This is a genomic window from Thalassobacillus sp. B23F22_16 (assembly GCF_043496955.1).
Lineage (GTDB): Bacteria > Bacillota > Bacilli > Bacillales > Halobacillaceae > Thalassobacillus > Thalassobacillus devorans_A.
The window spans coordinates 105,748-117,558 of the sequence record NZ_JBIEKD010000014.1 but is presented as its reverse complement, the minus strand read 5'-3'; the positions used below and the strand labels follow the sequence as shown (position 1 = coordinate 117,558).

The 11,811-nt window shown below is 40.5% G+C and carries 11 protein-coding genes; all 11 read left to right on the top strand.

The window, feature by feature from the left end; translation table 11 throughout:
* The first annotated feature begins 541 nt into the window (after positions 1 to 541).
* The 11 genes from ACGTNI_RS12490 (at position 542) to ACGTNI_RS12440 (ending at position 11,499) form a co-directional block, all read left to right on the top strand.
* Positions 542 to 1,219 (top strand): Crp/Fnr family transcriptional regulator, encoded by a 678-nt coding sequence (locus tag ACGTNI_RS12490; RefSeq protein WP_394462862.1) that lies wholly within the window; start codon positions 542 to 544, stop codon positions 1,217 to 1,219.
* An 88-nt stretch (positions 1,220 to 1,307) separates the two neighbouring features.
* A complete protein-coding gene (locus tag ACGTNI_RS12485) occupies positions 1,308 to 2,282 on the top strand; it encodes a Bug family tripartite tricarboxylate transporter substrate binding protein (protein WP_394462861.1) in 975 nt (324 codons plus the stop codon).
* Positions 2,283 to 2,367: 85 nt separating this feature from the next.
* Complete coding sequence (locus ACGTNI_RS12480) at positions 2,368 to 3,585, top strand: CaiB/BaiF CoA transferase family protein (RefSeq protein WP_394462859.1); 1,218 nt, start codon at positions 2,368 to 2,370, stop codon at positions 3,583 to 3,585.
* Positions 3,563 to 4,363, top strand: coding sequence for an enoyl-CoA hydratase/isomerase family protein (locus ACGTNI_RS12475; protein ID WP_394462857.1), 801 nt, complete (start codon positions 3,563 to 3,565; stop codon positions 4,361 to 4,363). The genes ACGTNI_RS12480 and ACGTNI_RS12475 overlap by 23 nt, the downstream gene beginning before the upstream one ends.
* A gap of 135 nt (positions 4,364 to 4,498) precedes the next feature.
* Positions 4,499 to 5,761 carry a nickel-dependent lactate racemase gene (larA, locus tag ACGTNI_RS12470; RefSeq protein ID WP_394462855.1) on the top strand — a complete coding sequence of 421 codons (1,263 nt, stop codon included), beginning with the start codon at positions 4,499 to 4,501 and terminating at the stop codon, positions 5,759 to 5,761.
* Between the two features lie 92 nt (positions 5,762 to 5,853).
* Entirely contained in the window at positions 5,854 to 6,669 is an 816-nt protein-coding gene (larE, locus tag ACGTNI_RS12465; RefSeq protein ID WP_394462853.1) for an ATP-dependent sacrificial sulfur transferase LarE, read from the top strand.
* Between the two features lie 2 nt (positions 6,670 to 6,671).
* Positions 6,672 to 7,307 (top strand): urease accessory protein UreH, encoded by a 636-nt coding sequence (locus tag ACGTNI_RS12460; RefSeq protein ID WP_394462851.1) that lies wholly within the window; start codon positions 6,672 to 6,674, stop codon positions 7,305 to 7,307.
* A gap of 24 nt (positions 7,308 to 7,331) precedes the next feature.
* Positions 7,332 to 8,027: a nickel pincer cofactor biosynthesis protein LarB gene (larB, locus tag ACGTNI_RS12455; protein WP_394462849.1), complete on the top strand. Its 696-nt coding sequence runs from the start codon at positions 7,332 to 7,334 to the stop codon at positions 8,025 to 8,027.
* Positions 8,008 to 9,258: a nickel pincer cofactor biosynthesis protein LarC gene (larC, locus tag ACGTNI_RS12450; protein WP_394462847.1), complete on the top strand. Its 1,251-nt coding sequence runs from the start codon at positions 8,008 to 8,010 to the stop codon at positions 9,256 to 9,258. Before larB ends, larC begins: the two co-directional genes overlap by 20 nt.
* A gap of 210 nt (positions 9,259 to 9,468) precedes the next feature.
* Positions 9,469 to 10,503 (top strand): LacI family DNA-binding transcriptional regulator, encoded by a 1,035-nt coding sequence (locus ACGTNI_RS12445; protein ID WP_394462845.1) that lies wholly within the window; start codon positions 9,469 to 9,471, stop codon positions 10,501 to 10,503.
* A 33-nt stretch (positions 10,504 to 10,536) separates the two neighbouring features.
* Entirely contained in the window at positions 10,537 to 11,499 is a 963-nt protein-coding gene (locus ACGTNI_RS12440) for a 2-hydroxyacid dehydrogenase (protein ID WP_394462843.1), read from the top strand.
* Positions 11,500 to 11,811 lie beyond the last annotated feature (312 nt).

Here is an 11,811-nt window from a genome sequence, read left to right as displayed (position 1 = left end):
TTAGGGAACAGCTTAGGTCTGTTACTTCTACATTAGGGCTTTTTTTGTTTTTCGTAAAGAAAAATAGGAGCCTCTGGAGAAAGCTCCTAAATCATACATAATTTAACAGTCGTGCAAGGCCAGTGGGCCTGTCCTCTAGTGCATTAATATGTTGAAGATTTAGTATAGTTTTTCAAGAAAGTAAATGCTATAGCAATGGCATAGGAAATGGTGAAACAAATCAAGAACTTTTATTCGATAAGCTGCTCAAACTACATTAGCTGGGGCTAACCAATAACTGCAGGTAGTGCTACACCTTCTAAGTTTATTACTGTTTTATTTTTTCGAGATCCTGGAATCGCCAGGGTCTCTTTTTGAATGTTGGCTATCTTAATTGAAACTGTTCTATTTCTTTTAATGAGAGTTTTATTGCAAGAAAAGGCGCCAACCTTTTTAATATAGACTTTGTTTGAATATAAAAAAATTGTAAAAGAATGCTAAAATGATGATTAACAATGTAATCTGCGGCAGAAAATTAACTACCTTAGAGGAGATGAGGAAAGTGGAAGATATCGTATTACCTAATTTCTGGATAAAGAACCCACCCTATTATTGGGGAGAATTAAAGGACGCCCCTTCCTATGAATATAAAAAGAACCAAATCATATTTCTCGAAGGTACAGAGATGGATACCATTTACCTGGTAAAGGAAGGGAAAGCTAAACTTTTCTTAACGGGACCCGATGGAAGTGAAAAGATTGTTGGTTATGTAGGTGAAAATAGCATACTTGGCACCTCCTCCTTATTCGAAGAGACAAAGAAATATATTTTAAGTGCGGCCGCTGTAACTAATTCGACTCTTATCAAATATGAGAGGCAGGAATTCATTGATCAAGTAATGTCCAACCCCGATTTAATGATGCAGGTCTTCCACATTATGAGTATCAGAATTAGAAGCTTAACCGGGCAATCCTTGGATTTATCCTTTAAACACTCGTACATAAGACTGTGCAAAGCTTTGTTGGAACTTGGTGTTAAATATGGCAAACAAGCAAAAGATGATACTACTTTTGTGAATTTTAAAGTTACACATAATGATTTAGCTGAATTAATAGGTACAACAAGAGTGACAATTGCCAACCACATAAAGACACTACGAGAAAAACAATTGGTTGAAACGAAGGGAAGAAACTTTATTATTCGCATGAATGAATTGAAAGAGGAGATTAACGAAAGTTAATTTCAGAAAATATAAAATATTTTACATTTTTTAAAATTATTTTCCCCTATAATAAAATCAACCTTAACAAAAAATCAGGGGGGATTTAATGTTCAAGAAACATTTTTACTTTTTGACGATAGGTGTGATTTTGTTATTAGCAGCCTGCAGTAATACTACTGCACAAGAAGAGGACAACTATCCGAATAAACCAATCGAATTGATTGTCTCTTATGCAGCTGGTGGAGGAACAGATACTGGGGCAAGAATTTTACAACCCTATTTGGAAGAGGAATTGGGTGTGTCCGTAAATATCATTAATAAACCAGGCGGTGCTGGCTGGGTTGGCTGGGCTGACTTGGCAAAAGCTGATCCGGATGGTTATACGATAGGTTATATCAATTCACCAAACATCATTACCGGCTACCTGGATCCAAAGTTCAACCGCAGTCAAAGCCTGGATAGTTTTCAACCGATAGCTAACCATGTATTGGATCCAGGTGTAATAGCAATCAAACCTAATGATGAGCGTTTCAGCACTATAGAAGAATTGGTGGAATATGCCCAAGATAATAAGATAACCGCTACTACGTCCGGAGTGGGTAGTAACGATCATATGGCAATCTTGAAGTTGAATAAATTTTACGATACCAATATAACCCCTGTTCATACCAAAGGGGCGGCCGAGGGGTCAGCCCAAGTCTTGGGGGATCATGTGGATGTTTTTGTAGCTAAAGTAGGAGAAGCTGCTAATCTTCATAACAATGGAGAGTTGAAAGCTGTAGCAGTTATGACTGAAGAAAGGTCGCCTTTCCTTGAAGAAGTACCTACCATGGAAGAGTCTGGTTATCCAGAAGTCACTTCCCGTTCAGCGAGAGGGATTGCAGCACCAACAGGATTATCTGAAGAGAAGCTGGAAGTACTGAATAATGCCTTTGAAAAAGCTATCAAAAAGCAGCAGCAGGTAGAGGAAATGGAGGCCCAGGGTTTACAAGTTAAGCATTTGGGACCGGAAGAATATGAGAGCATGCTTAAGGAAGACGAAAGCTCGGTAAAAGATTTAAGTGATTTATTAGGATATTAAGATCTGACAAATACCTGGACAATCCTGTCTGGGTTTTTGTTTAGTATGAAATTTTCCAATCGGTTATTAAGTAAGGAGGAAATAAATGTTGAATGAAGGGGTATTTAAAGGGGTCAAAGTGCTGGAGTTTACACACTGGTTATCAGCCCCATATTGTGGAAACATCTTATCAGACCTTGGGGCAGAAATAATTAAAGTAGAATCTCCGGCTGGAGATCAAGTAAGGAAGTCCGGCTCTTATTTCAAAGACGGTGAGAGCTTTCTTTACGTAGCGTATAATCATGGGAAAAAAGGCCTTTCTGTCAATTTGAAGGAAGAGGATGGTTATGAAGCCATTTTAAAACTGGTCAAAGAGGCAGATGTCATTATAGAAAATTTCCGTCCAGGTACTATGGATAAGCTGGGATTGGGATATGAGAAAGTAAAAGCGATTAATCCAAGACTGATCTACCTCAGTATTTCGGCGTTTGGGTATGATCCTAAATATGCCAAGCGACCTGGCATGGACCCTATCATTCAAGGGATGGGGGCAGTGATGAGTATGACGGCAGAGGATGAAAAGTCTCCTCCTATCCTTCCTGGTGTGCCGATTGCAGACAACACAACCGCCTTTATTGGATTTGGAGCTATTTCTGCAGCTTTATACGAGCGGGAAAAAAGTAATAGGGGACAGAAAATAAATATTAATTTGATTGATATGATGGTTTTAAACTTATCAACCCGATTTGGCCAGTATATTGCCACAGGCGAAAACCCACAACCGATGGGAAATCAGCATTCTCAGGTAGTCCCTTACCAGGCTTTCCCTACAAAAAATGGCTGGATAATGGCCGGGGCACAAGCGGACCATGCATGGGAACCTTTTTGCCGGGCGATTGAGAGAGAAGACTTACTGATTGAAGAATATGATACCAATCACAAACGCGTCAACCATCGTTCTGAGTTAGCAGCTATTTTAGACGAAGTGTTCAAACAGAAAACAACTGAAGAATGGTGTGAAATATTTGAAGAAAGGAATGTTCTCCACGGGCCGGTGTGGGGAATCGATGAACTGCTGAACAGTGATTTGATTAAGGGGCATGAAGTGATCGCCAATAGCAAACATACGAAGCTCGGAGATGTACCAGTCATTAAGACACCTATCCATTTCTCGAGATCAGAAGTTAAAGTACAATCTTCTTCCAATCTATTAGGTGAACATACACGGGAAATTTTAGAGGAACTTGGTTACAGCAATAACGAAATTGATAAATTAGTAGAAAATGGAGTGGTTACTTCTTATGAGCGAACTGTTACTGGATAAAAGAGGATCAATAGCCTATATTATTCTGAATCGTCCTGATAAATTAAATGCTTTCAGTAAAGAAATGATCGATTTATGGATTGCGGCATTGACAGAGATTAAAGATGACCCTGATATCCGAGTTGGTGTGCTGACAGGGGCAGGACGTGCTTTCTGCGCAGGCGGCGATGTAAAGTCTATGATAGCCGGAGAAGGTTTTATCGGAAAAACGAATGATGAGTACGATGATTTTATTAGCACCCCGCTTCATGTAAAAAACAGCCTTTGGAAGAACATCCAGCGAATTCCACTATTAATGGATGAAATTGATAAGCCTATGATTGCAATGATCAACGGACACGCCATGGGAGCGGGATTGGATATGGCGCTTATGTGTGATATAAGGATCTGTTCTGAAAAGGCAAAACTTGGGGAAGCGTATATCCATGCAGGTATCGTTCCTGGAGATGGTGGCGGTTATTACCTCCCAAGAACCATTGGGATGGACAAAGCATTGGAAATGTTATGGAGTGGAGAGGTAAAGACTGCCAAGGAAGCCAAAGAGATGAACCTGGTGACCCATGTTGTCCCGCATGAGGAACTGGAAGCCTTTACCAGTGATTATGTCGAAAAACTGATTAATGGCCCTCAAGAAGTCATCCAAATGATGAAAAGGGTCGTCAAAGAAGGGATGAGTATGTCCCTTCGTCAATCCCTGGATTATGTTTCCTCACAGATGGCCCTCAGTGTGTTTCATGAGGACCACCAAAAAGCGATAGAAAAAATGAAAAGAAAATAAAAGTTTTAATCCCGCAGCCTTATCGTTTTTTGGTTATAAGGCTGCTTTATTTTTAACCTTCGAATATGGAATTATTTCATGACGAAGAGTAGTAAACAGTATACAATGATAGAAAAAGATAACGGAGGTTTTTAGGTGCAAACAAGATTACTTTATGGCAAAGAAGGACTGCATCTGGAATTACCAGAACAATCGTTTTTAGTAGAACCGAAAAACCTGCCCAAAGTTAAAGATGAAGACAAAGCGATTCGCCAGGCTCTTGCTAATCCGATTGCTACCCCACCCTTAAAGAATATGGTTAAATCCAGTGATACGGTGGCGATTGTCATCAGTGATATCACCAGGCCAACCCCTAATCACCTGTTAGTTCCGAGATTGATAGAAGAACTGAACCATGTTCCCTTAGAGAATTTTGTTATCATCAATGGGACAGGAACACACCGGGATCAAACAAGAGAAGAATTTGTCCAAATGCTTGGCGAGTGGGTAGTTGAGAATATTCGTATCGTAAATAATCATTGTCATGATAAAGATAGTCTCGTCAACCTTGGGAGAAGTAAATTCGGATGCGATGTATATTTAAATAAAGATTATGTGGAAGCGGATTTTCGAATTGTAACTGGCTTTATTGAACCTCATTTTTTTGCCGGATTCTCTGGTGGCCCAAAGGGGGTCATGCCTGGTATTGCCGGCATAGAAACGATCATGACTTTTCATAATGCCAGAATGATAGGGGACCCACGTTCGACATGGGGGAATATGGATGATAACCCTGTGCAGGAAATGACTCGAGAAATCAACCGAATGTGTAAACCACACTTTATGCTGAACGTGACACTAAACAGGGAAAAAGAAATTTCGGCTGTATTTGCTGGCGAGCTCTATGAAGCACATGATAGAGGCTGCAGGTTTGCTAAAGAACATGCTATGGTTCAGTGCGAACAACGTTTTGATGTGGTCATTGCTTCAAACTCCGGTTACCCTCTTGATCAAAACCTTTATCAGGCTGTCAAAGGGATGAGTGCCGCTCAAAAGATCGTAAAAAATGGAGGAGCCATCATCATAGCTGCCGAATGTGCGGATGGACTTCCTGACCATGGAAACTACTCGAAAATTTTTGAAATGGCAAAAACTCCTCAGGCATTACTGGACATGATAAATAATCCCGATTTTAAAATGTTTGACCAGTGGCAGGTGCAAAAGCAGGCAGTAACACAAGTATGGGCTGATGTATATGTTTACTCGAAGCTTCCAGATGAACAGGTGAAACAGGCAATGCTGAAACCGACCAGGGATATTACTCATACATTAAAAGACTTAAAAAATACTTATGGTGAAAATATGAGTGTTGCCGTTTTGCCATTAGGACCTTTAACTATTCCTTTTGTTGATGAATAATGGAAAAACGATGGCAGAAATTGTCGGAATAGTGTTAATATAGAGTAAATAATAATTAGTTTTTAAAAAAGAAATAGAGGAGGAGGGTTTAATTGCTAAATCATAAGTTAGAAAAGTTGGAAGAAATTCTTAATGAAATGCAAACGGTTGTGATTGCATTTTCTGGTGGAGTGGATAGTACATTTTTGTTGAAAGTAGCTCTGGATACACTCGGAAGAGAAAATGTACTCGCAGTGACAGCGGATAGTGAAACCTATCCACTTGAAGAACTTCAGGAAGCAAATCAACTGGCAGCACAGCTTGACGCCAGGCATGAAGTAATTGAAACTTCCGAACTGAATATACCCGGTTATTCAGAGAATACGGCCAACCGTTGCTACTTCTGCAAGAAAAGCCTGTTTGAACATCTTATCCCGATTATGAAAGCACAAAATTATAAAAACATTGCTTTTGGGTTGATTGCAGATGATCTTGGAGAGCATAGGCCTGGCACTAAAGCAGCCAGGGAATACAATGTCCGGGGGCCTTTACAGGAAGCCGATCTATATAAAAATGAGATTCGGGAATTATCTCAGCAGATGGGTTTACGAACTTGGGATAAGCCTTCCTTTGCCTGTCTCTCTTCCCGGATTACATACGGAGAAGAGATAACAATCGAAAAACTGAGGAGAATAGATAAATCCGAACAAGTAGTCAGGTCTACAGGGATTCGTCAGGTTCGCGTTCGTACTCATGGAGAAATCGCCAGAATCGAAGTTGAACCACAGGATATGCCTGTTTTACTTCAGCACCATAGTGAGATTACCGCTAAATTGCAAGAATTCGGCTATACGTACGTTACGATGGATTTATCCGGCTATAAAAGCGGCAGCATGAACAAAACCATACAACGAGCAGTGAAGCAATAGCTATGGAAAGTCTATTCGCGATTCTAGGGTTCGGCTTTCTACTTGGTATCAAACATGCTTTGGAGCCGGACCATGTTGTAGCTGTGTCGACAATCGTTGGAAAAAATAAGTCTCCATGGAGCTCAGGGTTCTTAGGTGTGTTTTGGGGGATTGGACATACGCTGACTTTACTGTTCATCTTTTTAGTTTTGCATTTCACCCAAACCAGTATTTCAGGAACCTGGGAAAAGACGTTTGAATTAGGTGTTGGTATTATGCTGGTTTATTTAGGGATTTCTACGTTTTTTCCACCAAAAAATCATCCTCCAAAGGTAGGTGGAAAAACATCAGGCAATTTGTTTCTCAAATCTATGTTTATTGGCCAGGTCCATGGACTTGCAGGGAGTGCGGCGATGACTCTCCTGGTTGTTTCCATGGTTGATTCACTCCAGGATGCGCTTCTTTATATCGGCACGTTCGGAACTGGAACGATATTAGGAATGCTCTTATTTACATTAGCCCTTAGTATTCCGTTTCTATTCGCTGTAAATAAGGACCGGATCAGCTTTTTTCTTACAAAAGCGACTGCTGTTTTAAGTATTGGTTATGGACTCTATTATATCTATATGGTGGGTTTCATAGATGGATTATTTACATAAGTAAAAAGACAGAAGGTGAACCAAATGAAGAAATTCGAAGATTTAGGTTTTTGTAAAGTAGACACTGATCGCGAACAGCGGACAGGCTACCCTGAAGTGATTTATGGAGAAGGAAAGTCAGCAGACCATATTTCTCAAATAATGAGCCGGTTGATCGACCACCATGAAAAAGTGATGGTCACCCGTTTATCCAAAGAGAAAGCGTTGTCATTGCAAGAATCGTTTCCTCAAGCGAAATATGATGAAACTTCACGAATTTTATTATATGGCGAACCGACCCAAAGGTATCCGGGAGAAATATTAGTGTTGTGTGCGGGTACTTCCGATTTATTTGTTGCAGAAGAAGCTGCGCTTACAGCCGAATGGATGGGTTGTAAAGTGAAGAGGGTTTATGATGTCGGGGTCGCCGGGATTGATCGTTTACTTGCTCATCGGGAAGAAATCACCCAGGCAAGTGTGCTTATCGTAGTCGCTGGTATGGAGGGGGCTCTGCCAAGTGTTGTAGGCGGGATGGTCAAAAGACCTGTAATTGCTGTCCCGACTTCCGTAGGTTATGGAGCGCATATGGAAGGGTTGACTCCGCTTCTTTCGATGCTTACATCCTGTGCTTCTGGAATGAGTGTTGTAAATATTGATAACGGCTTTGGAGCTGCGTATCAGGCTGTGTTAATTTTACAGCTTGCCTCAGAGGGGGTCGAACATGAAAAACCTTTATCTTGATTGTCAGTCTGGTATTTCTGGAGATATGACCTTGGCTGCGCTAATCGATTTAGGCGCTGATATAGAGTATATTACATCTCAGTTAAAAAAGCTGTCCATTGATCCATTTACCATGGACATAAAACAGGCAGATAAACAGGGGATTTCTTCTAAACAGTTAGTACTTCAATTTGATGAAGTTGCTCATGAGTATGTTCATACAGAAGCGTCTTCTGTTCATACCCATTCTCATGATCATCAATCGACCCATCATCATGATCATCCACACCGCCATGCTTCAACGATCTTCCGGATGATTGAAGAAAGTGACTTGCCTGAGCGAGTGAAACAAAGAAGCCTTTCTGTCTTTGAAGTGATTGCCAGGGCAGAAGGGAAAATACATGGAATGGATCCTTCTGAAGTGCATTTCCATGAAGTAGGAGCCATGGACTCCATTATCGATGTCATCGGTGTAAGTCTCGCCTTAGAGAGTTTACAAGTCGATAAAATAATCGCTTCACCTGTTCCGACAGGTTATGGAAAACAAATGATGGCACATGGGCTATATCCAATTCCTGCTCCTGCTACGGCAGAAATACTTAAAGGGGTGCCTTTAGCTGACTTCCAGGTGGAAGGTGAACTGACGACTCCTACCGGGGCCGGTTTTATAAAAGCTTTAGTTGGGGAATTTGGTCCCCTGCCTGCCATGCGTATAGAAAATATCGGATACGGAGCAGGGAAGAAGGATTTTAACCATCCCAATGTATTAAGAGCGGTACTTTTTGAAGCAGAAGGTCATGCTAACGTGGAGTCAATTACAGTGATTGAATGTCACATAGATGATATGGCAGGAGAGGCAATGGGCTATTTAATGGAAAAAGCGCTGGCTAAGGGAGCATTGGATTTATATTATACACCGATAACCATGAAAAAAAGCCGGCCTGGTATATTGATCACCTTGTTAAGCAAACCGGATGACGCTTTAATTTTTGAGGATTTATTATTGAGTGAAACCAGCACCTTTGGAGTACGTAAGTCAAAATGGGAGAGGAACATACTTGAACGGAGTTTTCAAGAGGTGGATACTCCTTATGGGATAATAAGTGTGAAAATCGGATATAAACACGGAGACATTTATAAAATCACTCCAGAATATGAGGATATTAAAGACATTTCCATCAAGCATCAAGTTCCTTTTAATAAGGTGTATAAATTGGTTGAGCAGATAGCCGCAGAACAAATAACGATCTAGTCCTTCATGGTCACAAAAAAAGGAAGCTGGAATTTATTCAGCTTCCTTTTTGCTTTTTTGTTTAATCTTCATATATATCGCATTAAAAGTCAGAAAAATCTTGCAATTAACCAATCTAACTGCTATGATTTTTTTAGAAACCGTTTTCCTAAATCGTTTTCCAAGCTTCTCCCTTTTACTTAATCCATGAATTGAGGTGGATGATTCCCTATGAAAGTGACCATTGGGGACGTAGCTAAACAAGCTGGCGTTTCTAAAGCAACCGTTTCCCGCATTATTAATGGCAATTATAATCACAACAAAAAAGACACCATTGAACGAGTTCTAAAGGTGATTCAAGATTTGAATTATCAGCCGAATGAACTTGCTAAAAGCCTAAAATCCAGAAAAACAAACGTCTTAGGGGTGTTACTTTCTAATTTGAAAAACCCTTTCTGGGTGGATGTTTTGGAAGGGATTGAGGATGCTGCCAGATTGCATGGATTCAATTTAATGATATGTAATTCAAATGAAGATGCTGATTTGGAAGAAAAACATATCCGTTCTTTTCAGCTGAAGCAAGTGGATGGCATGATTATTAACCCCACAGTGAAAAACTTCCCCTTGTATGAAAAGTTAGTGAATTCCAAAATGCCGCTTATTACGATTAATCGCAGCCTGCCAGGTCTCCCGATCCCAAACATTGTCATGAATAATGTGAGAGGGACTAAACTGGCCATTGATCATTTTGTTAAACAACGTAAGCAAAAAATTGCCATGTTCGTTTACTCCCCATCACAAATTAGCCCGCGTTTAGAAAGAATTACTGGTTATAAACAAGGGCATTTGAAGAATAGGATAAATGTCGATTCCAACCTGATCCAGGTAGTAGAGGAGAAGCAAGGCGAAGCATTCAAGCAGGCATGCCAGCTATTATCAGCTCCTCAGTGTCCGGATGCTATCCTTTCGACTAATAATTTAATGACCTTAGAAATTCTTCAAGCCATAAAAACTTCAAACCTCGATGTTCCAGATGATATTTCCTTAATTGGATATGATGAAACTTTGTGGTCGCCGCATCTTGATCCACCCCTCACAACCATTTATCAGCCTGCTTACCAGATGGGTGAGATTGCTGCCAGCAAAGTGATCCAATTGACCAAGAATCCAGACAGTACACAAAGCGATGTAACTACACTAGATCCCCGCCTCATCATTCGAGAATCTTGTGGAGGGAACCAGCATGCAGACCTTTCCAATGAATAAAAAATATATAATATAAGAATCGGAGGTAAGTCAGTGAAACCAAAGGTGTATATTACCAGGAAATTGAATGGCCGCGTAGTGAAAAAGATAGAAGAAATTTGTGAGGTGAAAATGTGGGAAGAAGAAGATGTGGAGGTACCTCGGGAAAATTTATTGAAAGAAGTGCAAGAAGTCGATGGCTTGCTTTGTATGCTGACAGAAAAAATCGACGAGGAGCTGCTTTCAGGCGCGAGAAACTTAAAAGTTGTCAGTAATATGGCCGTGGGGTATAACAACATCGATATAACAGCAGCGAAAAATAGAGGCATTACGGTAACAAACACACCTGGCGTACTGACTGAAACGACTGCTGATTTGACGTTCACCTTGTTAATGGCAACAGCAAGAAGAATTGTAGAATCATCTGACTATTTAAGAAATGGAAAATGGGAAACATGGTCTCCCATGCAACTGACAGGGCAAGACATTCATGGGGCGACACTGGGGATAATCGGAATGGGAAGAATCGGTGAAGCGGTTATAAAAAGGGCAAAAGGGTTTGATATGAACATCTTATATCACAATCGGAATCGAAAGTATGATATAGAGGAAGAGCTGGGAGTTGTTTATGAAGAGCTGGAGGAGCTCTTACGTAATTCGGATTTTGTCTGCGTCCTGACCCCTTATACTCCAGAAACGCATCATCTAATATCTGAAAGAGAGTTATCCTTGATGAAGGAAACGGCCGTTCTTATTAATACGGCACGAGGAGGGATTGTGGACGAAGAGGCTCTTTATCATGCACTTAAGAATAGGAAAATCTGGGCAGCAGGGCTGGATGTGTTTAAGCAGGAGCCAGTACCTTTAGATCATCCCCTTCTAGCCTTGCCTAATGTCGTTACGCTTCCTCACATTGGGAGTGCCAGTATTCAAACAAGATTAAAAATGGCTGATCTTGCAGCTGAAAACCTATTACGAGCAGTAACAAAGCAAACGCCAGAGCATGTAGTCGTTTAAGCAGTATTATTACGTCACATCCATAAAGGAATTTTATAAAGGGATTAAAGGTGGAGTGAAAGTGGCACAGGTGCACGCAGAACAAATAGCAAATAGAAGTTTCGGATTGAAAAGTAACCTGATTATAGGAATGTGCCTTTTTTATTTTTTAAATTTTTTTATACAAGCAATCAACTTTGAAATAGCCTTATCACTCCTCAGTTTGAGTGTTTTCCTTTTGAGTTTACGTCATGCAAAAAGTACACCTCGTGTGTTTGCTGGTATTATGTTTGTTCTGGGAATATTTTTTACGCTGTCAAAAGGGGAGGGTAT

Excerpts from the sequence above, each read along its gene's own strand:
- larC (WP_394462847.1), top strand. The coding sequence starts at position 8,008 with ATGAAAAACCTTTATCTTGATTGTCAGTCTGGTATTTCTGGAGATATG.
- larB (WP_394462849.1), top strand. The coding sequence starts at position 7,332 with ATGAAGAAATTCGAAGATTTAGGTTTTTGTAAAGTAGACACTGATCGC.
- ACGTNI_RS12480 (WP_394462859.1), top strand. The coding sequence starts at position 2,368 with ATGTTGAATGAAGGGGTATTTAAAGGGGTCAAAGTGCTGGAGTTTACA.
- ACGTNI_RS12475 (WP_394462857.1), top strand. The coding sequence starts at position 3,563 with ATGAGCGAACTGTTACTGGATAAAAGAGGATCAATAGCCTATATTATT.
- ACGTNI_RS12460 (WP_394462851.1), top strand. The coding sequence starts at position 6,672 with ATGGAAAGTCTATTCGCGATTCTAGGGTTCGGCTTTCTACTTGGTATC.
- ACGTNI_RS12485 (WP_394462861.1), top strand. The coding sequence starts at position 1,308 with ATGTTCAAGAAACATTTTTACTTTTTGACGATAGGTGTGATTTTGTTA.
- ACGTNI_RS12445 (WP_394462845.1), top strand. The coding sequence starts at position 9,469 with ATGAAAGTGACCATTGGGGACGTAGCTAAACAAGCTGGCGTTTCTAAA.